Genomic DNA, 25805 nt, shown 5'->3' on the forward strand with positions numbered 1-25805 from the left:
CCTCAGAGGTGCCGGCCCAGAGAATCCCAGAGCTCCGCGGCGACCCGATCGTTGCGATAGCGTGCACAGAGCCGGGTCGCGAGGAGGTGGGCTTTCTGCCTGCTCTCGTTGCGGTTTTCGTAGACATGGCGGAGGAAGCCGGCGCCTTGTGCGACATCCGGCTCGGCCCAGCGATGGCCAAACTCATAGTTCATGAGAGGGCGGAACGGGGGCGCGGTCATGTGATAGCGGACGAGCCAGGCGAGATCGGGCGACAGGAACTCGGTTTGTCCGCCGTAGCCTGTCATGACGACCGGCCGGCCGGAGGCGGCGGCGTCGAAGGCACCGAGGCCCCAGCCTTCGGCGTGACAGAGCGAGACGTAGCAATCGCCCTGTTGGTGGAGGTCCTGGATGCCGGTTTCAGGCAATTGCTGCGTCAGGAGCGTTAGGGGCGGCGGGTCAGGATAGCGGCTGAGCAGCCGTTGCGCCAGGTCTCGCGTTTGGAAGGGCCACCAGCCGGTGAAGGGCACGCGGAGGGACACGTGGCGCTCAGAGGTTTTGAGAACGAAGCGGACGGCATCGCGCGCGGTGAAGGCCTGGCAGTAAGCGGTGAGGGTGCGGTCGATGGCTTTGCGGTCGTCCCAGACATTGATGGAGTAGAAGACGAAGGGGCCGGAGCCGCCGGACTCGAGAGGCGCGGGCGCCTGGCCGGGCAGCAGGGCATGGGGGACGACTTCGATGGGGGGTCGGAAGCCGCCAGCCCGGATGACGTCGCGATTCCACCGGCAAGGGACGATGAGGGAGTCGATGCCCGCCAGGTGCGATCGCCAGGAACGGGGTACGCGTTCAGTTTCCCAGGCGGTGTAGGCCGCGATGTGTTTACCCGGCAGCAGGGCGAGCAGGCGCGGATAGTATTCCGGCTGGGTATGGAGAAGGACGACATCGTAGGGGATGTCCCTGTTGCAGATTGGATCGAGTTGCGGGTCGCCGAGGGAGGTTCCTGCAAAGGGTTCGAACTCCATGCCCCAGGAGTTGCCGTAGACCATGGGGGTCCAGGTGACTGGAACGCCGAGCGCGGTGAGTCCGAGGAGATAGCGGCGCGCAGCCTGGGCATAGCCGCTGGTTCCAGTGAGGGAAATATAGCGCAGGCCGATCATTGCCGGTTGGGTGGCACACGACGGGACTGATGCGTGGACGGCAGGCCCCGCGGGCCGCAGACGGGCAGGCTGGAGGGTTCCTCAGCGCGGCTCATGAGCGGTAGCATTCCGAACGGCCTGGAGGGGCCGCGGAAGCAGGCGGTGTGGGGGCTTGCGGCTTCGCCGGACCGAGGAGTGGCAGAGGGGCGCCATGCGGAGTGGGTCCATACTGGCATTCTGGCTGGTCTGCGGAAGGTGACCTGTTTTGAGGTGACGATGGAGGCGGAAGAGCCAATCTCCATCCACGTCGAGAGTACTTGAGTGAGCAACAATCCGAAGACTAAATTAGCATCCGGGGGCACCGCGGTGCAGGGTGCGAGTTGGCCGCCGTTGTTCACCGCGTTGAGCGCTATGCGCAGAGCGGTATTTCCAGGTCAAAGCGGAATCGGCGCGCGTACCAGGTGCTGAGCGCGCGGATGGGCGGCTTTGGGGCTATGGCCAGAAGCGCATGCAGACGGGGTCCATCCACTGGTAGATGTAGCCGGCGCCGTGAGGTGACTTATAGCTGACGCGAGTGCGCGTCTGGCGGTAGAACCGCCAGGTGCCGGTGGCGCGGATGCCGAACACGGTCCCATACTGTGCCACCGATGGATTGCGGACACCGAGGAGGTTGCTGTAGTAGGTCCGGAGCGCCTCATTGGCGATGGGTTTGACGCCGCTCATGTATTGGGTGACATGGGCGCTTCCGGTGAGGGACGCCACGGCGGGCTGCCGGATGCCGGCTAGCTTGGCACCCTCCTTGGGCGCCTGCACCTGAGCTTGTCCGAAAAGTGCCTGCATGTGACCGATCTTGGCTTGTGCGGCTATGTCGAACTGGGCATCGTCGCCTCCAAAGGTCTCCCCGCCAGCGCCACGCACGGAAGCTGCGTTCAAGTGGTAGACGAGAGGCTGAGCCGGTTCGCCGGAGACGATCACGGTGCAGCCCTGGAGTGCGGCGGTGACGAAGAGATCCGGGTCGAGAGTGACTCCGAGTTCCTGCTTCGGATGATTCGGGCTCGGCTTCAGTTTCATGCGCATCATGTGGTCTTTGCGCCAAGGCAGGTAGTAGGCAGGTACGGCCGACGGGCTTGGACGGTTGGCGGTGATGCGCATGACCCAGAGGCCGATGTCGGTTGTATAAGAGACGACGGGCGACAGGTCAGAGGGGAGCGGATTCACCATGGCGCAGGGAAGGATCTGACAGAAAGAGACCTTGTTTTCTCCGCGGATCTCGGTGAAATTGCCGCCGCCGGCCAGAGGCACAGTCTCCAAGTGGTCGAGGCGCGCAATGGGATCCGTGTAGGGGTAAAGGCAGTGCATGCTGGCGAAGCCATGCGGACGGCTCATGAAGTTTTGAACGAACATTGGGCTCCTCCGAGGGGTGAACAGCTTCCCAGGTGACGTGTGAGGAGTGTAGCGCATTCCCCAGATCCTGGCTTGGAATTCCGAGTTGAGGATTCAAAGGGGGCGGGCGAAGGCGGTTCATAGTGTTTGGCGGGAGAGATGGGGCTGGCGGGCCGGATCAGGGATGGTTTGCGGGGTCGAGCGCGACACCGTGGTTCGCGGCGAAGGCCCGCATGGTTTCGTAGAGTGCATCCTGCCGCTGCATGGTGACGGGCGGCTGGATCTGGCCGGGCTGCCAGAACTGCCAGCGGAGATGCGTTCCGCTGGGAAACTGGGTGAGTTTTGTGCGCAATTGTTCCGGGGTGAGCGAGTTGTATTGCAGGAGCGAGAAGGCGATGTCGCCGCCTGCGCGCCAACTTGGGGTGACGACCGCGGGCCCGCGGTTCCAATCCTGAATCCAGGTTTCGATCTGGAGGGCCTGCTGCCTGGTTAGAACGAGGCTGGCCAGCCTGGCGAGCTTCGCGGGCGGGTAGAGCCACGTCCGGCCGGAGGCAAGTGCGCGCACGAGGGTTTGTTCGAGGGCAACCGCGCGTGGTCCGGGACTTTGGTAATCGGGTGTGGAGCGGAGTTCGTCCTCGCGGCCGGCCCATTCCTGCCGGAATCGCTGCAAACGGGCCCAAAGGGCGGTTTCCGCTGAAGGGTCTCCCCAGGCGCCGAGTGCGGCCACGGCGTCCTGAACAAGATCGGGATCGGGATCATCCAGCGATTCGATGGCGAGTATCTGAACATGCGGGAGATGATTGCCCAGGCTTTGCAGCAGGCCGCTATAGCAGTGGGTGTCCTTCCGTGCGGACAGCGAGGCCTTGACTTGAGTCGCGCCGTAGGGAGGATCCACCCTGAGGAAGTAGCGCAGCATGGCGCTTTGCGGCGCGCAGGCCCACTGGCCGAGGTGTTGTTGAAATGTGGCCTGGATGCCGGGCAGGAGTCCCGCGTCAGCGAAGCGGTCGAGCAGTTCGTAGTCCAGTTCGCGAGCCTGACCGTGGGCGATGCGTTCCGCCGCCGGCGGGAGTATGGCGGCGATGTCTTCGGACGGCAGGAGCCGGAGCAAATCGAGATCCGGCTGGGCGGTGGGATTCAGGGCGTCCTGGCGGATCAAGGCGCGGCCGAGCCCGGGATCGAGTTCATGGATGTGCTTGAGCGCGGCATCGCGGGCCATGGCGCGAGTGGTTCGCGGTGGCGGCGGTGTTTCGGCCGCCAGTCGGCGGAGGGCGGGCAGCAGCTCCGGTCCGGCGATGAGCGGCCAGCGGTACTGGATCCATTCCGACTGGGACTCGCGGGGCAGATCATTCCACACGGTGGCGAGCTCGGCGCGGAGCTTGCCGGCATCGGTGGAGATGGCTTCGCCGCCTGAGAGCAGTTGCAGGAGCGTGAATGCGCGGGCTGCGCCCACTTTACGTGGCAGGGCTTCCGCCACTTTGCGCAGCGCCAGGGTGGTCAACTCCTGGACGCGGTCCTTCCGCCGCTGCCAGAACAGGCGCGACGGCTCGATGTCCGCCTGGGTGAAGGCGGGGGGCTTCCAGGCGGGATCGACGCCTATTTGGAGGTTTACGAGCAGGGCGAGGAACTCTCCCGTGACCGGGTGGCTGGGCTCCGCCAGTTCCGCATTCATGGATTCGATGGCGATGCTGGGGAATGGTGAGCCGTAGAGTCCAAGCAGGAGTTCCCAGCCGGCGGGTTGCTGCGGATTGATGCCCCAGAACAGGCGGGCGAGCTGCCGGGCGGAGCCTGCGGTGTTGAGGAAGCGCAGCGTGCGCGCGGCGCGGCGGGCCTCCTCGTAGGACGGGTTAGCGGCGAGTGCTTGAGTCGCGGCCTGGAGTTGCGCGGCCTGCCACCTGGCGTCTGGCGGGTTGACGACGAACTCCACCGTGTTGGAGCGGAGAACCTCCGCCACGCGGCCGTAAGGGGTTTGTTCGCGAGGATCGGGCGGACGCCAGACACGCTGGCTGATGGCATAGACGCGGTAGCGCCCCGGGGGGAGCCGGCGCCATTCGTTCAAGTCCGCCTCGGCGGTGAAGGGAGTGGTGTCCAGTGCCCGCAGGCCGCCGAGCCCGCCGCCGATGAAACCGCCGATGCTGAAGTAGCTGGTGAGGGGATCGGCTGTGTCCGGCGTGAGGCAGTAAGCTTCGAGTGACAGGCGACCGCTGCGATCGTAGTTGCGGTCGTCGGCCCAGTAGCGATGGGGGGTGGACGCAGTGAACGAGAGTTTCAGGGCGACAATCTCGCCCGACTGGAACACGGTGCGGCCCTCTTTCGACGAGAGGGTGAAACGGGCATCGGAGACGGAGGAAGCGGCGGAGCAGCCGGCATCCTGGGCTAAGCAGCCGGGCGCGCAAAGGAGCAGAACCGGGCAGGCGAGGGCGAGAGGGATGGACAGCCTGGATGGGCTCGGCGAAGGAAGGGTCCGTCCCCGCATGGAAGTTGAGACGCCGGTTGGGTGGAAGCGGTTCCCGATTTGGCGCCTGCCGTTCAGACGTCTATTGCGGACAAAGAGAGCCTCTATTAGAATGGAAACTGGTCGGCAGTTCACCGAGGCGTCGCTGCCCCGCAAGGGGTGCTAAACCTGCCAAGTTCCTCCTCTCGACCGACACCTTATCCAGTGCCGAGCCGGAAGACAGCGACCACCGACAGTCCCCAACCGGACCGGCGCTTGCCCCACGGGCCTTTGGCCTTTGGGCTTTTGATTCCAATGCGAATTCGAAAAAGGATAAGCGATGTCCAGAGTTTCCATTCCCTTCTCCGCCGGCGACGTTTCCGCGCTGGCGCGATCGTTACGTGACCAGCTGGTCCAATGCGGTCACACTCCCAGTCATCTTGAATTGCTGAACATGCTGGCGCGCTCCACCGGCCATCGGAATTTCCAGAGCCTGCGCGCGCAGGCAGCGGCTGAGAATCAGTTGCGGCAGGCGCCGCCGGTGGAGCCGCCGGTGGATTACGTGCTGGTGAAGCGGTTGGCGGCGTACTTCGATGCTCGCGGGCGGCTGGAGCGCTGGCCGGCCAAGGAGGGCCTGCGCGAGCTGTGCCTGTGGGTGTTCTGGTCGAGGCTGCCAGCGAAGCGGGACTTGAGCGAGGCTCAGCTCAGCGGCCAGTTGCGAAGCGACCACCTGTTTGGCGACCACGCGTTGCTGCGGCGCGAACTGTGCGATCGCGGACTGGTGAGCCGGACGGCGGATGGACGCCAGTACCGGCGGGTGGAGCGCCAGCCTCCGGCGGGAGCCGTTGCGCTGATCCGTCATCTGACGGCGCGCCAAGAGGCGGCCGGCGGGAAGGCGCAATGAGCCCGCAACCGGTGCTGATCGAGACGGCGCTCGGTGTGGTGGAGTGCGCCGTATGGGGTGACGGACCGGCTGTCGTGGCTCTGCATGGGGCGATGGGCGGGTATGACCAGAGTGTGATGCTGGCGCGGGCGGCACTGGCTGGCGGCGGATTTCAGTTCGTGGCCGTTTCGCGGCCGGGTTACCTGGGTACGCCGCTGGCTGGGGCGCAGCATCCGGAGCAACAGGCCGATTTGTGCGAGGCGCTGCTGGATGCGCTGGGGATCCGGCAGGCGGCGGTGTTGGCAGTCTCCGGCGGCGGGCAGTGTGCGCTGCAGTTTGCACTGCGGCATGCGAGCCGCTGTTGGGGGCTGGTCCTGGTTTCGGCGTGCACCGCTCCGTTGCTGGTAGAGCTGCCGTTGCGGTTCCACCTGCTCAAGGTGATGGCTCGCCTGCCGTGGCTGACCGATATGCTGCGCCGGAAGGCGGCCCGGAAGCCGGAAGAGTCCGCTCGCCGGGCGATCACCAATGCGGAACTATGCGCGCGCACGCTGGGTGACCCACAGGCGGGTCCGCTGCTGACTGAGCTGCAGTTGAGCACGATGGAGCATCTGGCGCGGCGCCTGCCGGGTACACAGAACGACATTGTGGAGTCGCGGCGGCGGTTCGCCTATCCCGTGGAGCAGATCGAGCTACCCGTCCTGTTGGTGCACGGCACGGTGGATGAGGTGGTTCCGTTTGCCGACTCGCGTTCGCTGGCGGCCAGGTTACCCAACGCGGCCTTGCTTGCGTTGGAGGGCGGTCCTCATGTCGGCCTGTTCACTCACCTGCATGAGATCCGGGAACGGGTGTGGGCTTTTCTCCACGCGCACCGGCCTGGGTAGCTATGTCGCGGGCCGCAGGGTAATGCCGGCGATCCTGGCGGTTTGGCCCTCTTTGCCTGTCGGCCCCAGGCGCAGCTCGTGCGGTCCGGCTCGTTCTATTTGGATGAGGCCGATGCGGTAGGTGCGGAAGCGAGGGAAGGCTCCGCCGAACGCGTTGCGTTTGGGCCGCTCGCCCGTGTCGATGAGGGGGAAGGTGAGAGGCTTGCCGTCGAGCGTCAGGCGCCATTCGCTATAGTCGTCCTCAGCCGGCAGGGTGTACTCGATGTCGGCGTAGAATTCGGCCGGCTCGACGGTATGAAACGTCCAGGCCGCGGTGCTGGCGGCGCCTGTCCATTCCGTGGCGCACTCGGCGTGTTTCCAGTCGCCGAACTTCTCCATCCACTGGACTTTTGCCGGTTTGCAGCCGGTGAGCTGCGCTCCACCACTGTCGAGGACGTTCTCGTGGCCGCCCAGGACGTAAGGGTCTCTGCTAACCGCGAGGGTGCCTGTGGTTTCGAGGATCACGACAGGGATGAGGCCGGCGGGGCGTTTGTCCGGAAGCTGCAATTCCCAGCCTTCCGGGATTGACCTGGCGAGGACCTTGGCGCCATTGGACAGGTTCGCTCCAGCGACATTGGACTTGAGGCCGGGTACGACCAGCTTGCCGTTTGCGGGCCAATCGAAGACGTGGAGGTAGAGAGTATTGCCGCGCCGGGTGCACTCGCCCCAGGCGAGCGGCCCGAGGGGCGTCGGTTCAGCGCCATGGATAGCCGCCTCGTGGGTGTGCACCCAGGCGCCCACCTGCTGGAGCATGCGGAGCGATTGCGGGGGCATGCGGCCGGCGCCATCGGGCCCGATGTTCAGCATGTAGACGCCGCCGCGGCTGACTACCTTGACCAGGCGCTCCGCGATCTGGCGCGCTGTCTTGAAGTTCAGGTCGTCCGAGGAGTAACCCCAGGAATCGTTGTGGGTGTCGACCGTCTCCCAGAGGCCGGCGCGGGGCGCCCTGGGAATCTCCATGTCGCCGAGCGTGTCGTAGTCGCCCAGGCCGTTGCCGATGCGACTGTTCACCAGGCACTGCGGCTGTGCGGTGTGGACGAGGTCGACGAGCTCTTTCGACTGCTGCGGCGTGATGGGTCCGGGCGTATCGAACCAGATGCCGGCGAGGGGGCCGTAATTGTTGAGAAGTTCCTTGATTTGTGGGATCGCTTTGCCGGCCAGGTAGTGCTGGAAGTTGCCGGGGGTGGGGAAGTCCCAGCGGTTGCCGACGGCGTCTTTCTCGTGCCAGTCCTGGCTCTGAGAATAGTAGAAGCCGAGGCGCAAGCCCTCCGCGCGGCATGCTTCGGAGAGTTCCTTCAGAGGGTCGCGACGGAAGGGGGAGGCGTTGGCAATGTTGTAGGAGCTGGCCGCAGATTGGAACATGGCGAAGCCGTCGTGATGCTTCGAGGTGATCATGATATGACGCATGCCGGCGGCTTTGGCGGTGCGGACCCATTGCTGCGCGTCGAATGCCGTGGGATTGAAGCGCTGTGCCACTTTCTCGTATTCGGCGGCAGGGATGCGGGCGCGGTTCATGATCCACTCACTGATGCCGTAGTAGGCTTTGCCGTTCCAGTGGCCGCCCAGTTCGGAGTAGAGTCCCCAGTGGATAAACATGGCGAAGCGGGAGTCTTTCAGCCATTGGCCACGCTGCGAGGCGCCTTTGGCGGAGGCCTCGCCCCACATTTGGGGTGAGGTGCCGTCCACACTACGCTGCTGCCCGCTGGCCTGCGCCGCGGGGAGCAGGGAGGTTGCAGCCACCAGATAGTCGCGCCGAGTCATTGTCTACCTCGCTGAGGATGATTCCTGATTGCAGACGATCCGACTGCATATCCCAGCCCGGATCGTTACCGTTAACGTTATAGCACGGGGATGGTGAGGGGCACGGGCTCGTCCAGCGGTGTGTTGGGGCCATTCAGTTCATCCCGCGCTGCATTCAGTCGCGGCTCCGTTTTAAGCGGCTTCGACGGTGCAGAGGGCGTTGAGGGCCGTTGGAAGCACTCCGGCCAGGGCCTCGCACGACCGCGAATGGTCAGGTGACGCTCAGGCGTCATGGCGCTTATCTTCGGCCAAGGGTGCTTTTCTGCCGTGGACTTGGATCCTGGCGTTTCTGCCCGGCTGTGATGTGGGGACGGTCCGAGCGGCGAGGGAGGGGGCCGCCGGTTGGGCGCATGTGAGGCAAACGAGAGTACCGGCCATCGCTCCGCCTGGCCCAGGGAGGCTGAATCGGGGCCGCACAGGGGACCGCCCGTTGGAAGACCGGACGAAGCCCGGCGGGCGGCGCGATCGCGCGGATTCCGCAACGGCCCCCGAGCTGCCCATAGAAGCCTGAAGGAACCGATGAGTTCGAGGCCGGCCGATCACCGGGCCGCATGGGCGGTTTCGCAAGGATTCCAATCCAGGCGATACCGGGCAGACGGCTGTGGGAGTGGTCTCGCAACTGAACGGTCCCCAACTTGCACAAAGGAACAATAAATGCTTCAAACAACTGAAGAATTGGCGATCGGCAAGATGCGTGTTCTTGCAGCCGATACGCTTGTCGGGAACAAGGTAGTGAACCATCAGAATGAGGATCTCGGGAAGATCGAGCACCTCATGATCGACCTTGAGAACGGCAGGGTAGCGTATGCTGTGCTCTCGTTCGGGGGGTTTCTGGGCATGGGCGACAAGCTGTTCGCGATCCCATGGAATGCGCTGAAGGTCGACACCGTGGAGAAGCGGTTCATTATGAACGCCGACAAGAAGAAGCTCGAGCTAGCTCCCGGATTTGACCAGGATCACTGGCCGAACATGGCGGACCGCAGTTGGGGCGCCGGCGTGTACAAGTACTACGACGCCACGCCGTATTGGAGTTAGGTTGAGCACGCTGCGGCGGCGTTGACCGCGCCGGATGATTCGGGCCCGCTGACCCGCCAGCGGGCTCACTGGAAGTTGCAGGCGGAGCCGCCGCAGCGATTCGAGGATTGACAGGAAGAACTGGAGTTCGAGTAATGCTGTTGAAGCAATTGACCGGCTTGTTTTTCGCGGGTGCGCTGACCTTCAGCGCCGCCGCTGCTGACATTTCCATCCGAATTGCGCCGCCCCGGGCACGAGTGGAGAGACGAACATCGTCACCGGGGCGGAACTACGTCTGGGTTTCGGGCTACCAGCGTTGGGATGGCCATGGTTATGACTGGTCGCCGGGCAGGTGGGAACAACGGCCGCGGCCGAATGCCCGGTGGCAATCGCACAAGTGGAAGCATCAGCGGGACGGCTGGGTGTTGGTGGAAGGTCACTGGCGGTAGACTCCGGCCGGGGGGCGATACCCCCTGGTGGATGACCCGCTCCACTCGCAGACTCCGCATGCCCGGCCGCTGCAGCACCGGCATGCGGAGCTTGGGGTACTGGCAGCCTCCGTATACTGCCGTCCCTTGGAGCCGACGCAGGAGCGTGTCCATTGTTCTGAGCCGGTGGGCCAGCTGTCGGGTGCGGACTTGCCTCCATTGCGGAAATCAGAAATGTCGCGAGTATCCGGCGGTTCCTGGTGACCCACTTCCCAGCGGGCCGGATGTAATCAATCTATTTTCTGGATCGCGAGCCGGCCAGCGGCGAATTGGGGACAAGAGCATGCAATCTCATGAAGCGGTCACGACCATGTCGCAGCAACTTGTCGAGCCGAGCTCCAGATTCATGTATGCGGTGGCGAGTCAGCGGCGTCGCCCAGGCAGTGAACCGTGCTGATCAAGCTGAAATTGCGCGGCGACGAAGGCAGTCTCGAGCCAGGGGCGGGCCCCGACCCTGGAAGAACGATGGCATTGCGCGGACGCGCGTGGTTGGATCGGTTCCAGGCCGGATGCGCCGCGCTGGCAACGAGAATTCGCGGCGCCCGATTGCCGGAGTCCGGGTGGCGCCGGGGCGCGGTGCTCTTCCTGGGCGGGGCGACCGCCGTAGCGGTGACCCTTGTCCTGGCCGTGGTTTATCATGTGCGGTTCGACGGGGACAACCTGCCGGATCACGAGGCGTTCAGCCGGTTTGAGCTGCCTTCGGTCGGCCGGATCTACGACGCCAATGGACGTCCGCTGATCGAGATGGCGGAACAATACCGGCACCTCACGCCCTACGAGGGGATCCCACCGATTGTCCGCAGCGCGCTGCTGGCCGCGGAGGACAAGAACTTCTTCACGCACAGCGGAGTGGACTACACGGCCTTTGCCCGCGTGGTGTGCAAGCTGAGGGTCCGCACGCTGCTGGGCCGGTTGACGAAGTTGGGCTGGCGCAATGCGGCGAACAGCGCGGCGATATTCCCCCAAGGTGGATCCACCATTACGCAACAAGTGGTGCGCGGCTATTTCCTGAAAAAAGTGACGGACGAGGAGAACAGCGATCAACTGCGCCACAGGCAGATTCCGGCTCGCGCGCTCTCGGCCGTCATTGGGGCGCGCACGGTGAACATGATGTTCAGGAAGCTGGAGGAGATCCGGCTCTCGCTGTGGATCGAACGGACGATGGAAGCGCGATTCGGCTCGAAGCGAAGGGCCAAGGAGGAGATCCTGGCGCGGTACGCAAGCCTGGTGTATATGGGCCACGGCCAGTACGGCCTGGCGAGGGCGGCCGAGTACTACTTTGGCAAGCCGTTGAGCACGTTCACGATGGAGGACGCGGACAAGGCGGCGCTGCTGGCGGGGACGACCAAATCGGCTCGCACCTATGCGCCAGACTCCCAACCGACCGAGCGCGTCAGCTATCGCAGGGATCAGATCCTGGGGTTGATGGTGGCGCGGGCATACCTTACACCTGAACAGGCGGACCGGGCGAGGAAGAGGCCGATTGTGACGGTGGCGCCGGTGAAAGCCAAGACGATTGTGGTATCCGCAGTGGTCGAGAGTGTCCTGGATGAACTGAAAGTGCTGCGGGCGGATCTGGACGAGAACGACCTACAGCAGGGGCGCGTGCAGGTCTATACCACGGTGGACGCACGCGTCCAGGAGATTTCGAACGAAGCGTTGGAGCACGGGCTACTGCAGTATGAGAGGCGGCATCCCGCGTCGAGCGGCCTGATTCAGGGCTCAGTGGTTGTGCTCCGAAACAGCGATGGAGCGATCCTGGCCGAGACGGGTGGGCGGCAGTTCTACAAGGGGCGTCGCAGCGCCTATAGCGATTTCAACCGTGTGACCAAATCCCTCAGGCAGCCGGGGTCCGCGATGAAGTCATTGGTGTACCTGGCGGCCTTCCGAAGCGGCCGGTTCGACCTCGAGACGATGGTGCCGGACGAGCCCATCAGCGTTCCGAATGGCGAAGGACAGGAACCGAAGCGGATCAGTAACTACGACGGCCAGTTCAAGGGGATGATCCCGCTCCGGTTGGCACTGGCTGAATCCAGGAACACGGTGGCGATCTGGATTGCCGGGCAGATTGGAATGAACAGCATTCTCGAGACATCCCAAAAGCTAGGCATCCGGACGCCGCTGCGGTCTTATGTGACAACCGCCCTTGGCGCCTCGGAGGTGAACCTGCGGGAACTTTCGAACGCTTATCGCACGATTGCGTCGGGCATTGTGAGCCAGCCACGGATGATCCGGAAAATCGTCCTCGATTCCGGAGAGGAGATGCCGGAAGTGGGGCGGGGGCCTCATCCCGCCGGCATCGATGGACGGGCACTTTCGCTCATCCAGGAAGGGCTCCGCAGTGCCGTCCGCATTCCGAGCGGCACCGCTCACGCGCTGGAATCATACGGTCTGCCATTTGCCGTGATGGGCAAAACAGGGACGACGAATGAGTTTCGGGACGCGCTGTTTGTCGGCTCAACATATGGGGTTGAAGGCATCACGGTTGCCGTTCGGATTGGTTTTGATGACAACCGGTCCATGGGGCAGGCGGAGACAGGGGGGCGAGTGGCGCTGCCGGTAGTGCGGGAGATTCTGCTCGGCGTATACCGTGAAAAGCTGGTCGGACCTGCGCCGAGATTTCCAGGGGAGATGGAACAAAGGATTAGCACTTACTTGAGCGATGGTGAGTCAGGGCCGGATCAAGTGGCGACCGGCCCTGATCACACTGCTTCCGAAGAGCACCCGCAGGCACCCTAGCCGGGACACAGTGCGGCTAGTGGAGTTGCAGTGTCTCGGCGACACCCGCCTCAGCCTTGGTCCGATGCACCGTCCCCGCCTTGTGGTTTGGCGGAGAATAAACGGTGTAGAGCCTTAACTCCAGAGTGCGGGAGGTGTTGATTATGTTATGAAAGGTGCCTGCCGGGACCATTACGCCATCGCCGGCGCTCACCAGGCGTGTCTCGGTCCCATTGAAGACGAATCGGGCGCTACCCTGCTCGATTCGGTAGAACTGATCGACGTTGGGATGGACCTCGTCCCCGATATCCTCTCCGGGCCGCAGGCACATGACTACTAATTGTGCGTGCTGGCCAGTGAAGAGCACGGTACGAAAGTTGGTGTTGCACAGTGTGGTGTCTTCCAGGGGGCCGACATATTCGTTCATTGTGGTTGGCAATTTCGTGTCCTCATTGCTGATCGATTACGACGTGCGATCCACCAGCGAGTAGCATAGAGGCGACTGCCCTCTTCCCTGAGCGACTTCCTGGTGCCGGTAATGTGGGTAGCACGCGCATAGCCACCTGCCCGGCCGAAGGCGCACGGGCAGCCAGGCGATTGAGCGATGGGGGGGCGTCGGGGCGAATCGCTACCCGGGCCAGGCTGGCGGGGTCATCTGTGGGGCGCTGGAGTTGGACGCGGGGGCGCGGTTGCCTGGCCGGAGTTGCCAGGTTCTACCAGGATGGCATCCAGGTCAATAAAAGTGCCTTGGGAACCGGGCTGCGAACGGCCCAGCGCCTCGATGGTAAGGGTGTGGCGGTCCGGGGTGAGGTGGTCCAGGCGGAACTGCTGCTGCCACTGGACGGCCGGGTCGTAGTAGTCAAGGTCGGCGATAGTCTTGCCATCGAGGCGGATTCGGGCGCTACCCCGATTGAATGCTTTCGTATAGACGAGGGTGACGGAACTGCCCTGGAATTCAAATTGTGCTGAGGCGCCTGGCGCATTGGTATAAGCGAGGGTTCCCAGAAGGGCCTGACCGAAGCCACGCGAGTGCTCCCAGTGCCCCTGGAAGCGGATCGCACTATCCGGGTCGTCGTAGACAGTGGGTTTGGCACCCGGTTGCGTGACATTGAAGGGGGCAGGCGGTCCAGCCGCACGGGGGACAAACCGGTAGCCCTCCAGCATGGCCTGGGCGTTGCGGTTCATTACGACGAATTGCACGGACTTGTCGAGTCCATGGGCGGCCGCAAAGGATTGCATGGCCAGCTTGGCCGCGGGTTGAACGGCGAACTCCGGTGTCCAACCCAACCACAATGTTTCCTGCACTTGCTGGAGCACGGGGGCCGTTTGGGCCCGGGGGAGGCCGGGGCCTCCGGTGAAGCCGAGGGCCGCGGCCTCGAGGAGATCGAGCTGCCCTTTCGTTACTACGTCCAGTGGGGCGGCGATGCCCCAGTCGTCCACCCCGATGCGCCCGGCTTGTGAGGTTTGAACCAGGCCCGGAAGCCGTGAGGTGGCGTCCGTCCATTGCCAGGCGGCTCCGAAGCGCATGAGCCCGGCGGCGTGTCGATTTGTGTTCGCGGCGTTCAGGCCGAGGCCAAGAATGATCACAGCGAGCAATGGAGTGCGGAGCCTGGAGCCGCCGGCCATCGCTTGTGCGAAGACGAGGCCAATCAACATGTGAGGCAGCGGCCACAGGAGGGCGACGTGGTGCGGTGAGCCGCCCGCTGAGTGAGTGCTGGCCATGAACCACCAGGCAACGGCAAAAGCCAGAATCAGAAAAAATGCGAAGCGGCGGATGGAAGCGCAGGCGGCGAGGAGCAAGAGGAGGAGGGAGAGCAGTACGAGCAGGGGTAAGGCGCTGTAGGGGGCACTGAAGCCGGCGCGATCCGCCGTTACCACCAGGGTCTCGAGCGCGGATGACGGTGCGATGGCCTTCGACTGCCACTCCTGATTGACCAGGGCACCGAACAAAGCTGACCCGTTGAGAGTCTGCAGGAGTGCAGGGAACTTCTGCAGCGGACCGCGGAGCTCCCAGGCGCTATTGCTGGTAATCGTCGAAAACGCACGGGTCGCGTTGTAGGCGAGGAGCGGCAGGGCACCGAGGGAAAAGGCCAGAGCTGCTGTCAGGATCGAGCCGAGGTTCAGGTACTGCCGGACCAGGCGAGGGTAGAAGGTGAGAGCGGCGAGGGCGAGTCCTGCCGCGAGCCACACCGCGACGGCTTTGTCCCAGAAGGCCAAGCCGGCGAGGGCAAACGCGAGTGTCAGGATGGACCGCTGACGCCGTTGCAGGAATTGATGCAGGCAGAGCAGGAAGGAGACCAGGAGGAGATGCTGGAGGACAACGGGTCCCCAATCGAAAGTTGAGGTGAGGATGTAGATGGAATCGGTGGCCAGCAGGTATGCCGCGATGGCCGCGGCGGTTCGGCTGTGAAGCGCCGACAGCAGTCGATGGAGGAGGTAGATTGTTACGGCCGCCAGCAGCACGGCGGGCACACGCAGGGAATAGATGGAGGGGGCCCACAACTGGAGGAGGGGCAGGTAGAGCCAACTCTTCAGGGCCCCAAGGTAGGACATCAACATGAGCGGCAGGTGGGTCCCGGCGATATCGATGTCAAAGACGCGCATGGCAGGGCGATAGAGGGGCCATGCGAAGAGAACCTCATCCTGTTGTAAGCCGGGATAAGGCAGGCAGAGCAGCGCCAGCGCCACGAAGATGACCGGTGGAAGGATCGGGCCGCTGACCAGGTCCCTCGCCCGGAATCCGAGGAAATCCGTGCCACGCCGCATTCGATGAATCAGGGCATTCCGCGCAGGGTGGACCACGGCTGAGCGCTCCTGGGCGGTGGATCGCCTTGATGGGTTGAGGCTGATGGAATAGCCAATCCCCTCCATTATCCATGGCCGTGTGCTGGGTCGAGTAGCCGCGGCCGGAGCGAAGCCGCCACAGGCGATTCCGCAGGGGAAAGGGAGCCAGGCGTTGACGTGCGAGTCCCATGGAGCGGAGAAGGCGGGATCCACAGGACTCGTTTTGCGAAGGATGGTCCAGGAAGCACGAGCGGTGCGACGAGTGCCGCACCGCCTCCATTCGAGGCAGCCGCGAACAGCAGTTGAACCTGCCCCAGGGCCGAATCGAAACGTGGAACAGGTCGAAGCGACGCGCAGACACTACGGCCGCGCTGGCGCGACTCCGGCCCATGAGATCAACTGCGCAGTAGCCTCATCGAGCAAGGCGTGTCGTCGCGGCGTCAGGGTTGCGCCGCGACCGATTGTTCAATCACCACCGGGCCGAGGAGACCCGAGGGCAGAAGCGGCGCATCGGGCTTGTAAGTAGGCGGAACGGTGAACGAGACTTTGGCCGCACCGGGCTGCTGGTCGCCGATGAGCCGATTGACCCACAGATTGGTGACCTTCACCTCGAGATTGTTCGGGCCCGGCTTCAGGGCGCTGGTGATATCGATGCGGTACGGCGGGTGCCAGACGATACCGAGTGGGCGGCCATTGAGCGAGACCTCCGCCAGTTCGCGCACGTCGCCGAGGTCGAGCGTGAGCCGCCCGCCCTGTTTCAGCCAGCCGGCAGGCGCGTCGAACGACTTCCGGTAAGCAGCGGTGCCGGAGAAGTACTTCACCCCGGGCTCAGGGTTTTCCGACCACGACGCGAGATGATTGAGGGTGGCCTGCGGCGGCGCGCCGAGGTTGGGGGCGAAGTGCAGTTCCCACGCGCCCTCGAGGGTGGCGAGCTTTGTTTGCGCCTGCGCGGGCACGGTCAACCTCTGTGTGACAGCGGGCCGACGGAAGACGACGAAGACCGATTCGTTCCCCTCCAGCCGCAGCGGAAGAGTGGTGCGGCCGTTCTCGATGCGGTAGGAGACGGGCTCGATTCTACCGTCTTCGGCGTGCCAGAGTTCCGGACGTTTCCCGCTGACACGGAAGGTTGCTTCGAGGGATTGCCGCCGGTCGAGGCGATTCGACAGGAAGTAGAGGTCGCCATCAGCGAGGCGGCGGTGGAGGAACATCACTTCGGAGCCCGGCTCCGGCTTCGTGTAGTCGAAGTCGCGTGGGACGCTGAGGGAAGCCAGGGCTCTGTTCACGTCGTGACCGAAGATCACTTTTCCCTTGCCGAGGTTCTTTTCAGCAGAGGGCGCTGTGGGGTTGGCGCCCCAAAGCGCATCGGCTACAGCAGTGAATTCCGAGGCGTTGTCGGCGAGGCTGGGGGAACTGGTGGGGCGGTCTCCGACAACGACAGCTCCAGCGGTGACGAGGTCCCGAAGCTTGCGGAGGACGGGCAGCGTCATACGATTGCTGCTGCCGCCGAGGTAGAGCAAGCGGTAGTGCATCCCGCTGGCGGTCTCAAGTCCGCCGTTGGCGACAGTCAGCTTGTTGAGGACAACATCGGAGTTGGCGAAGTCGAAGCCATAGCCGGTGGGCAGGTCTTTGGGTAATGTACTGCCTTCGCCGTAGAGTCCGGCGAGGGGCGCTTCTTCTCCGTAGAAGTAGGCGACATCGGCGGCGAATTTGCCCTGCTGCAGCATGTGGGCATTGCGCGAGAGGTAGGAAACCCACGGGCCGGCCTGTTCGGCCCAGGTTTCGTTGCGATTGAAGTACTGACCAAAGATCATTAGTGCCAACCCCGGCTTTTTGCCGACCAGGGGTTGGTGCACCGAGGTGTGGATTACAGGGCGGTTTACGCCAAGGGCAAATTCCAGATCGATGATTGGCTTGAGGATGCGAGGGGAGAAGCCCCAGGGCACCATGGCGGAGGTCATGGATTCGGCGGCGACGAGATTCTGGCCGTAGATGTGGGCGACGGACGCGGCTCCGCGAATGTCGATGACGTAGTTGGAGCGGGGCCCGCGAGCGGGCGAGTAGGTCCACATGGCGGACATTGGGATGTCGGCATTCTGGCGCATCTCCATGTCATCACCGATGGAGACGCGAGTGCCTTCCAGGGATTCGCCGTAATAGGTGAGGCCGCGTTCGCGGGCGCTGCGCGCGATCTGGCCGTAGTGGCTCTGCGCGGTGAGTTGGGCCAGGGTGCGGCGGAAGTCCCAGAGGAAGTTATCGCTTTGCTCGGCGCTGCCGATGACCACACCGGTGAGCGCGGGCAGGAAGGGTGTGGGGTCGTAGCCCCGCAGGCGCTTGAACTGGGCGAGCATGTCGGCGGTCCAGTTGTAGGCGCCGACTTCAATGCTGTCGGTGAGCAGGGCCTTGACGCCTCGGCGGCCCATCAGTTGAGGCCCGAGTGTCTCGGCATAGGTGCCGAGATATGTTTCGATGTACTGCTTCACGGCATTCTGGTCGAGCTTGTCGACTTCGAGACCGGTCGCCTCCGCGGTGGCGGGATGGTTGAGGGTTCCGGTGAGGGAGTAGCCGAGCCGGAGCACCATCCACTCGCCGGCGGGCGGCGTCCAATCGAGAGAGCCGTCCGGTTTCATGCGGCTGGTGAGATCCACGACATCGGCGGGACGCAGAGTCTCCTCCGCTTTGAAGGGTGGGGAGGCGATGGCGTAGTAGTCGAGGACGAGTCCGAAGCCGGCCTTCTCTTCAAAGCGGTTGATGCGCGGAGTGGGATGCAGCCGGCATTCGTTGATCTGGACCACGGGTTTTGCGGCGGCGGCCATAGCCCCGAAAAAGCCGGTGTCGGCGCCTGGTGCGGGTTCGAAAGCGTCCAGAAGGCTGGCGGGTGGAGCCGGCCGGGTGCTCAGGCGGAAGTAGCGGGCTGTGACGGCGGGGAACGAGACCGTCTGTTGGGCGACGCGGGTGGAGGGCAGATCGGCCACCTTGTGATAGTTCTGCCCATCTTCGCTGGCTTCGAACTGGAGTTTGACCGGCGGAGCGGGCATGAACATGCCGACCATGGGCCGCGCGAGGGTGATGGCATGGATCGTGCGCGGGGCAGGGAACTCAAAGCGCAGCCAGCCGCCAGCAGAGTCGCCGCCGGTTGGGATACTGATGCCCCTGGTGAGATCACCATCGGTGAGGAGGGTGGCATCCACAGGCCCGGTGCTGGAGGTCACGCTGGCGGGTTCGGAGTCGGCGGCGGCACGGGGCAAGGGATAGGCCACGACGGCAGCATCCCGAAAGTACTGGGGCGGAGTCTTCTCCACTCCTGGCAAAGGTAGATCGTCGCGATAGGGGACGGATTGGAACGGGCCGGTGATGGTGGGCGGTTTGGGGAGCGTGCCGCGGAACGGCTGGCCGCCGGTAATGCGAGTCTCGCTCCACACCAGCTTTTTCATGGCCTGTTCGGGCTTTACCCAAGGGCCGCCGGTTTCGCTCCAGCCGGGCGACGAGGCGATGGCCATTTCGAGGCCGAGTTCATCGGCCAGTCCGGCGGCGTAGCGGAAGGCGTCCTTCCATTCCGGAGTCATGTAAGCCAGGCGTTTGTCCACCACCTGGGGTGTTGCCAGGGCGGCGTCGAAGTTCTGCAGTCCGCCGATGCCGACGCGCTTCATCCAGGAGAGATCGAGCTGGATGCCTTCCCGGGAAATGTTGCCGTTCATCCAGTGCCACCAGACGCGCGGCCGAGCCGTGGAAGGCGGAGTCAGGAAGTCTCTTTGGAGTGCGTCTGTAGTGGGCGCGGAGGGCGGCTTGGCCGGGGTTTGGCCGATGGCCGCCAAGGGGGCCAGGAAAATGCAAAAGGAGGGGACAAGGATGTTACTTCTCATGCCAGTAGTCCTCAATCATGGTCAGCCTGCCAGGCCTTGACCATTGAGATGATATCGCCACCGCGCCGCCGCGTCTTCCGTCGTCCCAGATTTCCGCAGGCTCACTCGAAAGTGGTATCGCGCGCCAAGCCTGGTTGGTAATGCGCAGGGGCCCCTTTGTTGTGACGACTCCAGAGGCGGAATTGGGCATAGTTGAGATGGGCGGGTGCGTTCCCGAAGCGCCTGCCCGGTTGGAACCCGACTTTCGCAAACGAGGACGACGATGAGAACTGTGCAAGTAGTTTCCACGAACTCCATTCCGCGGCTGTTTGAGCGGGATTCCGATGTGCCACAACCCGGGCCGGAAGAGCTGCTGGTGCGGGTTCACGCGGCGGGTGTGACCCCGACAGAGTTGATCTGGTACCCCACTTTGCATACGAAGGAGGGCGGACCGCGCTCCGGAGCCGTGCCGGGTCATGAATTCTCCGGAGTGGTGGAGGCCGCCGGAGCGGGGGTGGGGCGGCTCGAAGTGGGCCGGCCGGTGTACGGCATGAACGACTGGTTTGCGGAGGGAGCCACGGCAGAGTATTGCCTGGCCCCCTTCTCGTCTGTCGCCCCAAAACCTGCGAACCTGACGCATGCGGAGGCTGCGACGGTGCCCATTGCAGCTTTGACGGCGTGGCAAGGTCTGTTTCAGTATGCGAATCTGCAGCCGGGTGAGAGGGTGCTGATCCAGGGGGCTGCCGGTTCCGTCGGCCTCTTCGCGGTGCAGTTGGCCAAGTCGAAAGGCGCTTATGTGATTGCGACGGCGGGGTCCAGGAATCTGCAATTCGTTGCGGACCTGGGCGCCGATGAGGTGATCGACTACTCGCAGACCGCCTTTGAAGCCCAAGCGAGCGACATGGATGTGGTGTTTGACGGTGTCGGAGGTGAGACACTGAGCCGTTCGTGGAGTGTTCTGAAGCCGAATGGACGGATGGTGACGATTGCCGCCAGCGAAGAGAGCGCGAGTGAGCAGCGGGTGAAGGACGCGTTCTTTATTGTGCAGCCGGATCAGAAGCAGTTGAGCCTGATCGGCGAGATGTTGATGACAGGTTCGCTGCGGGCCGTTGTGAACACGGTCGTGCCCTTCTCCCGGGCGCCGGAGGCGTATTTGAACGGAGTGGGGCGGCGAGGACGCGGCAAGGTGGTAGTGGCCGTGAGCGAGACGGAAACGTAGGCGGCGGTCCACGATGCGAGCCCGCCGAATCCGGGATTGCGGTCGAGGTAGATGCTTGCCGGCCAGGCTGCAAAGGTAGCCCGGCATCGCTGCGGAACGACAGCCGCCTCCACCTGGGGCTCAGCTTGCAGGCTACTCTCTCAATTGCCGCGCGCAGGACTGGCGTCGAATCTGGGCAGAGGGGAGGCTGGTCCGCTCCCGGCTGCTATTTCGCTTTCGGGTCGGTGGCGGTGAAGTTCGCAGTCAGGATGCCTCGGGACGGCGGATGCACGGAGACGCGGTCGGGCACGAAGAGGTAACCGGGCTTCTGCACATGCATGAGATAGGTGGGCTGGGCGCGGTCGAGCCCGGTGATGCGATAGGAGCCATCCTTGCCCGTGGTGGCTGTGTTCCTGGACGTAGCCATGACCACGGCGCCGGGCAGGCCCTGGCCCCGGAAGTCGCGGACAACCCCTTCAATGATGAGCGGTTCCGAACTGACCGCGGGCTTGCTGGGCGGGCTCGCCGCGCGAGACTGCTGGGCTTGAACACTGAAGACCGCCGCCGCCGCGAGGGCAGCAAGCAAGAGAATCATTCTACGCATGAGCTTTGTTCCTCCTGGCACGCGCGTCATGGGCGCTTCCGCAAGCTAACGCGGCAAACGGAGGGAAACCAAGTCATGTTTTCTTAGCAGGTGCACAGTACGCCCGTTGAACCCGCACACCTTCGCAGGTGGAGTTCGACGCCAGCAACCGGATGGAGTGCCTTTCACTGGCGAAGAGGACATGCCGGGGCCAAGGCGCCCAGCCTGACTTTGCTGCTGGAAGTCGCGCCGCGCAGGCGGACAGGGCTATTGCCGGCAGTAGTAAAAGCCTATGTGATTTTTGTTGGGAATAGATGGTGAGCGCGGTAGGAATCGAACCTACAACCTACTGATTAAGAGTCAGTTGCTCTGCCAGTTGAGCTACGCGCCCTCACCGTTTGGACACTTCTTACTATAGCGGACCATTTGGTGATCCGGCAACATTGGGATGCCAAACTGCTTAGAATTCTTGCCGGCCGCTTAGCGGCCCGGCGGGGGCGTCGATGCTTGATCCGCCACTGCTTGCCAAATAGTGCCAGATCCGATGAGCCTTGTTCCAGCCGCACCCGAATGTGGAACGTGGGCCCGTCAACCCCCGCTTTCAAAGGGTAACCAAAGGGCCCTGTGCCGGTTTACTCGGCCGCCCGAATCTCCGCCGGAAGACGGGCCGCCGCGATCTGCGCGATGTCGAGCAGTTGAGGGCCGCCTTGCGGCTTGATGGCAGAGAGAGCGTCGCGGAACATCGTGTTGCAGAACGGGCAGGCGGCGGCGACGACATCGGCTCCCGTGGCCAGCAGTTGATTGGTGCGTTCGTGGCTGACGCGGTCGCCCTTTTCCTCGCCCAGGAAAACGAGGCCCCCGCCGGCGCCGCAGCAGAAACTCTTCTCTTTCGATTTCCGGGCTTCGAGCAGCGTGCCGGAGGCTTTCACCACCTCACGCGGTTCATCATAGACATCCTGATAGCGGCCCAGGTAGCAGGGGTCGTGGTAGACGATCTTGTCCGAGCCAGGGGCGGCGGGCAGTTTCGACTGGTGGCGGGCCAGAAAGACGGAATGATGCTCGATCTCGAATTCGACACCGAACTCTTTCCAGTCTTCCCGAATGGTCCGCACGCAGTGTGGGCAGATGGAGAGGAGTTTGGTGACCTTGGCGGCCTTCATCTGGCCGATGTTGAACTCCGCAAGCTGCTGGAAGGCAAGATCATTGCCGAGGCGGCGGGCCGAATCGCCAGTGCACTTTTCCTTCTTGAGGACACCATAGGTGACCCCTAAGTGCTTGAGAATGCGGACCAGGGAGAGGACGATTTCGCGGCCCTTGGGGTCGTACGAGCCCATACACCCCAGCCACAGGCAGTATTCCTGCGAGCCGTCGAAGATGGGCAGCTCGCTGCGCTGGATGAAGCGGTCGCGTTCCAGGGCCGCCATGCCGAGCGGATTGCCGTTTCGTTCCAGTTTCAGGAAGAGTTGACCGCCGTACTCGTCTTCCCACTTGCCGGTATTCACGGCTCCGCGACGGAGGCCGATGATGAGGGGCAGGTGCTCGATGCCGACGGGGCACTGGTATTCGCAGGCTCCGCAGGTGGTGCACTGGAAGATGGCCTCTTCCTGGAGGTGAATCCCAAGCAGCGGCTGTTCGCCGGCCGCCCCATTCTCCTTTAGATAGCTGCGGAGACCGAGCGCGATTTCCTTTGGATTGAGAAGCTTGCCGGTGTTGTTGGCGGGGCAGTGTTCCTGGCAGCGGCCGCATTCCACGCAGGAGAAAGCCTGCAGGGCCAGCAGTTGGGTGACATCCTTGCCGGTGTCGAGGCCGAAATCCTCGTCGCCTTCCAGTGGTGGAATGTGGCTGAAACTGCCGCGCGACAGGAAGATGGTCAACGGGCTGAGCACCAGGTGGAGGTGTTTGGTATTCGGCAGCAGGGGCAGAAAGATGAGCAGGGCGAGGGTGTGGGACCACCAGAGGGAGCGATCGAGCAAAGAGCCTTCCTCGGGCCGCAGCAGGTAGTCGGCCAGGAAGGTGAGCATGAGGGTCGCGATCAGCAGCGCAATGAGGCCGGATTCCCAGGAGACCTTAGATCCCAACCACATGGGACGCACGATAAAACGGCGAATGGCGAGGCCCAGAATCGAGATGGTGACGAGGAAGGAGAAGAGAACCGCAGGGACGAAAATCGGGTTGTCGCGGCTCAGCAAATGCAGTCCAGCGCCGGCCGCCAGATGATTGAGCGTGACCAGGCCGAAGGCGCAGAAACCCCAAAAGACGAAAGCGTGGGCCAACCCAGGTAAAGGCCGTTCTTTGATGACTTTAGCCTGGCAGAGAACCTCCCAGAAGAAGTCCCAGATTCGCTTGCCCACGGGGGCCAGTTGGAAGTCCGCATCGCGCTTGGATCGAAGGATCGTCTGGTATATGGTGGCAAAGCGCCCCCAGAATGCAAATAGCGACCCAGCCGCCACCACGAAGAATAGAATTTTCTCCACCATTGACCCATCATCGTAGCGCACCCGGCGCATGGGTCTAAACCCCGATTGGCAAGGCTGAACCGGTCGTCGTAGACTATTAGCCTGGGTATTGGAGGTCCATTGCGTTATCTCGTAGCGGGAGCTGCAGGTTTTGTCGGCTCCCATTTGTGCGATCGTTTGATCGCGGAAGGCCACGAAGTTTTCGCCGTAGACAATTTCATCACCGGGGCGGAGCGGAATATTGCTCACCTGAAAAGTCGACCCCGTTTCCAGTTCATTCATCATGATGTAATCCAGCCGATCCACGTGGACGGGCCACTGGACTACGTCTTTAACCTCGCTTCTCCGGCGAGCCCGAAGGATTACCTGGACCACCCCGTGGAAACCTTGCGTGTCGGTTCAGAGGGTACAAGGAATCTGCTTGAGCTTGCGTTGGAAAAGGATGCTGGATTCCTGCTCACCTCCACGTCGGAGTGCTATGGCGATCCATTGGAGCATCCCCAGAAGGAGACCTACTGGGGCAACGTGAACCCGATTGGACCCCGGTCGTGTTACGACGAGAGCAAGAGGTTCGCGGAAGCGGTGACGATGGCGTATCACAGAACGCATGGCGTTCGTACTACAATCGCGCGCATCTTCAATACGTACGGGCCTCGCATGAACCTGAACGATGGCCGCATCGTACCCGCGTTCATCGACCAGGCATTGCGGAATGCTCCCATGACGGTGTTCGGAACGGGATCGCAAACCAGAAGTTTCTGCTACGTCAGCGACCTGGTGGACGGACTGCTGCGGCTGGCCCATTCCTCTGAACGCCTGCCCGTGAATCTGGGCAATCCGATTGAGCTCACCGTGCTGCAGTTCGCCGAGCGAATTAGGGCGCTTACGGGCGCCACCTCGCCGATCGTATTTGAACCGCTGCCCCAGGATGACCCGCAGCGGCGGCGTCCGGATATCACGAAAGCGAATCAGGTTCTGGGCTGGGAGCCCCAAGTCGGGCTCGACGAGGGTTTGGCGTACACCATCGAATATTTCCGTGTTCCGGTTTAAAGGAACGGCCGTGTGCAGAAAAAGATCCGGGCCGCGCGTCTGGCAACGTGCGGCCCGGATTGCTTCGTCAGGAGTAAGTTTCTGTCCAATTACAACGCATTGCCGCTGCGATTATTCCGCACGGCCTTCATGTGCACGCCGTTGTTTTTCTGCTGAAAGAACTTCTCGAACTGATCTTCGGGGATGGTGAGGGAGAACTTCATCGTCGCGCCCGACGTGCTCAACTGCATCGTGTCGAAGATCTTGACGAGCTGATCGGCGTTGGGCTTGTCGGCGTTCAGGCGGACCATCGAAGCCACGAACCGGAAGACATCCACGAGCGCCTGTGCGTCTTTGTCTGACCGCGTCAGGGCTTCCGCTGAAACCTGCAGGTCGCTGCCGAAGCGGACGCCGGCGCTGGCCGCCTGAATGGCTTCCAACGGTACGCCCACCGGCATAACTTTGTTCTTGCCGTCGGAATTTACACCCATTTGGGTGAAGCCGGCCGTCGAGACGAACCAGGCGTCGTTGACTGACCACTCGTCGACCTTTTTCTGCAGGTCTGACGGCAGCACGGCGCCACCCGAGTTGCGACGGTCGATGGCGGCTTTGACGGCGGCGTCTTTTCCGAAGAGGGCCAGCGAGCGGTTCAGGATGGCGACGGAACCGTCGTCGCCCTTCTTGGGGTTGTTCCAGACTTCCACGCCGCCGTAGATTGCCTGGACAGCGCCTTCAGTCCGCAGGAAGGCGTTGATTTTGGACTGATCGAAGGTCCCGCTGACCACTACGAGGGCTCGCTCCCCTTTGGCGCTGCCGTCCGAGGCCATGACGACCTCGCGCAGGTCGCGCCGCGGGTCGAAGCCGGTCGCCTCGATAAACTTCTGAAAACCCTGGTCTTCGTCTTTCATTTCCGAAAGGATGCGTTGACCGAGGGCGGAGCCTTTGGCTCGCTCGCAATCGAGTCCGGCGACCATCTTGGCGTCGCTGGGGACGAGTTTGAGCAGGGAGGGGTCGCTGGCGAAGGCCCAGCCGGCGGCCAGGGTGAGGGAAAGAACTGTTCTGCGAAGCATGATGTATCGGCTCCTGCTTCCCTGTACGGTCGCCACCCCCCGGTTGTTCCGGAGGCCGGGAAATATTTCGGCGGGAACCCGCACATCTGGGACA

General features: G+C 63.3%; 18 protein-coding genes and 1 tRNA gene. 8 read left to right on the forward strand and 11 right to left on the reverse strand.

The window, feature by feature from the left end; genetic code table 11:
* Positions 1-2 precede the first annotated feature (2 nt).
* Entirely contained in the window at positions 3-1136 is a 1134-nt protein-coding gene (locus tag ACR9Y2_RS21290; RefSeq protein ID WP_435043672.1) for a glycosyltransferase family 1 protein, read from the reverse strand.
* Between the two features lie 93 nt (positions 1137-1229).
* On the opposite strand from ACR9Y2_RS21290, the gene ACR9Y2_RS21295 reads away from it, so the two are divergent.
* Entirely contained in the window at positions 1230-1436 is a 207-nt protein-coding gene (locus ACR9Y2_RS21295) for a hypothetical protein (RefSeq protein ID WP_435043673.1), read from the forward strand.
* A gap of 171 nt (positions 1437-1607) precedes the next feature.
* Here ACR9Y2_RS21295 and ACR9Y2_RS21300 read toward each other — a convergent pair whose 3' ends face one another.
* Both ACR9Y2_RS21300 and ACR9Y2_RS21305 read right to left on the reverse strand, forming a co-directional pair.
* Positions 1608-2519 carry a hypothetical protein gene (locus tag ACR9Y2_RS21300; protein WP_435043674.1) on the reverse strand — a complete coding sequence of 304 codons (912 nt, stop codon included), beginning with the start codon at positions 2517-2519 and terminating at the stop codon, positions 1608-1610.
* A 157-nt stretch (positions 2520-2676) separates the two neighbouring features.
* Positions 2677-4971 carry a hypothetical protein gene (locus tag ACR9Y2_RS21305; RefSeq protein ID WP_435043675.1) on the reverse strand — a complete coding sequence of 765 codons (2295 nt, stop codon included), beginning with the start codon at positions 4969-4971 and terminating at the stop codon, positions 2677-2679.
* A gap of 298 nt (positions 4972-5269) precedes the next feature.
* On the opposite strand from ACR9Y2_RS21305, the gene ACR9Y2_RS21310 reads away from it, so the two are divergent.
* Both ACR9Y2_RS21310 and ACR9Y2_RS21315 read left to right on the forward strand, forming a co-directional pair.
* Positions 5270-5833: a DUF2087 domain-containing protein gene (locus tag ACR9Y2_RS21310; protein ID WP_435043676.1), complete on the forward strand. Its 564-nt coding sequence runs from the start codon at positions 5270-5272 to the stop codon at positions 5831-5833.
* Complete coding sequence (locus ACR9Y2_RS21315) at positions 5830-6693, forward strand: alpha/beta fold hydrolase (RefSeq protein WP_435043677.1); 864 nt, start codon at positions 5830-5832, stop codon at positions 6691-6693. Before ACR9Y2_RS21310 ends, ACR9Y2_RS21315 begins: the two co-directional genes overlap by 4 nt.
* On the opposite strand, the gene ACR9Y2_RS21320 is transcribed toward ACR9Y2_RS21315, so the two are convergent.
* Complete coding sequence (locus tag ACR9Y2_RS21320) at positions 6694-8493, reverse strand: alpha-L-fucosidase (protein WP_435043678.1); 1800 nt, start codon at positions 8491-8493, stop codon at positions 6694-6696. It abuts the gene before it with no gap.
* Between the two features lie 693 nt (positions 8494-9186).
* Here ACR9Y2_RS21320 and ACR9Y2_RS21325 point away from each other — a divergent pair.
* The 3 genes from ACR9Y2_RS21325 to ACR9Y2_RS21335 all read left to right on the forward strand — a co-directional run bounded on the left by ACR9Y2_RS21325 (position 9187) and on the right by ACR9Y2_RS21335 (position 12773).
* Positions 9187-9567 carry a PRC-barrel domain-containing protein gene (locus ACR9Y2_RS21325; protein WP_435043679.1) on the forward strand — a complete coding sequence of 127 codons (381 nt, stop codon included), beginning with the start codon at positions 9187-9189 and terminating at the stop codon, positions 9565-9567.
* Positions 9568-9701: 134 nt separating this feature from the next.
* Complete coding sequence (locus ACR9Y2_RS21330) at positions 9702-9995, forward strand: YXWGXW repeat-containing protein (RefSeq protein WP_435043680.1); 294 nt, start codon at positions 9702-9704, stop codon at positions 9993-9995.
* Between the two features lie 504 nt (positions 9996-10499).
* The gene (locus ACR9Y2_RS21335; RefSeq protein ID WP_435043681.1) at positions 10500-12773 is read left to right on the forward strand and encodes a transglycosylase domain-containing protein; all 2274 of its coding nucleotides are present in this window, start codon (positions 10500-10502) and stop codon (positions 12771-12773) included.
* A 16-nt stretch (positions 12774-12789) separates the two neighbouring features.
* Here ACR9Y2_RS21335 and ACR9Y2_RS21340 read toward each other — a convergent pair whose 3' ends face one another.
* The 3 genes from ACR9Y2_RS21340 to ACR9Y2_RS21350 all read right to left on the reverse strand — a co-directional run bounded on the left by ACR9Y2_RS21340 (position 12790) and on the right by ACR9Y2_RS21350 (position 19396).
* The gene (locus ACR9Y2_RS21340) at positions 12790-13191 is read right to left on the reverse strand and encodes a cupin domain-containing protein (protein WP_435043682.1); all 402 of its coding nucleotides are present in this window, start codon (positions 13189-13191) and stop codon (positions 12790-12792) included.
* A gap of 212 nt (positions 13192-13403) precedes the next feature.
* Entirely contained in the window at positions 13404-15518 is a 2115-nt protein-coding gene (locus ACR9Y2_RS21345; RefSeq protein WP_435043683.1) for a glycosyltransferase family 39 protein, read from the reverse strand.
* Positions 15519-15976: 458 nt separating this feature from the next.
* Complete coding sequence (locus ACR9Y2_RS21350; RefSeq protein WP_435043684.1) at positions 15977-19396, reverse strand: glycosyl hydrolase; 3420 nt, start codon at positions 19394-19396, stop codon at positions 15977-15979.
* A 262-nt stretch (positions 19397-19658) separates the two neighbouring features.
* On the opposite strand from ACR9Y2_RS21350, the gene ACR9Y2_RS21355 reads away from it, so the two are divergent.
* Entirely contained in the window at positions 19659-20594 is a 936-nt protein-coding gene (locus ACR9Y2_RS21355) for an NADP-dependent oxidoreductase (protein WP_435043685.1), read from the forward strand.
* A 205-nt stretch (positions 20595-20799) separates the two neighbouring features.
* On the opposite strand, the gene ACR9Y2_RS21360 is transcribed toward ACR9Y2_RS21355, so the two are convergent.
* From ACR9Y2_RS21360 to ACR9Y2_RS21370, 3 genes are all read right to left on the reverse strand, one after another.
* Positions 20800-21177, reverse strand: a complete 378-nt coding sequence (locus tag ACR9Y2_RS21360) for a carboxypeptidase-like regulatory domain-containing protein (RefSeq protein WP_435043686.1) — start codon at positions 21175-21177, stop codon at positions 20800-20802.
* Positions 21178-21471: 294 nt separating this feature from the next.
* Positions 21472-21547, reverse strand: a tRNA-Lys gene (locus tag ACR9Y2_RS21365).
* A 241-nt stretch (positions 21548-21788) separates the two neighbouring features.
* On the reverse strand, positions 21789-23633 hold the full coding sequence (locus ACR9Y2_RS21370; RefSeq protein WP_435043687.1) for a heterodisulfide reductase-related iron-sulfur binding cluster: 1845 nt from the start codon (positions 23631-23633) through the stop codon (positions 21789-21791).
* 99 nt (positions 23634-23732) lie between these two features.
* Between ACR9Y2_RS21370 and ACR9Y2_RS21375 the strand changes: the two genes are divergently transcribed.
* The gene (locus ACR9Y2_RS21375; protein WP_435043688.1) at positions 23733-24662 is read left to right on the forward strand and encodes a UDP-glucuronic acid decarboxylase family protein; all 930 of its coding nucleotides are present in this window, start codon (positions 23733-23735) and stop codon (positions 24660-24662) included.
* An 89-nt stretch (positions 24663-24751) separates the two neighbouring features.
* Here ACR9Y2_RS21375 and ACR9Y2_RS21380 read toward each other — a convergent pair whose 3' ends face one another.
* Positions 24752-25711: a hypothetical protein gene (locus ACR9Y2_RS21380; RefSeq protein ID WP_435043689.1), complete on the reverse strand. Its 960-nt coding sequence runs from the start codon at positions 25709-25711 to the stop codon at positions 24752-24754.
* Positions 25712-25805: the final 94 nt, after the last annotated feature.

This window comes from Paludibaculum fermentans, from assembly GCF_051172195.1.
Taxonomy (GTDB): domain Bacteria; phylum Acidobacteriota; class Terriglobia; order Bryobacterales; family Bryobacteraceae; genus Paludibaculum; species Paludibaculum fermentans_A.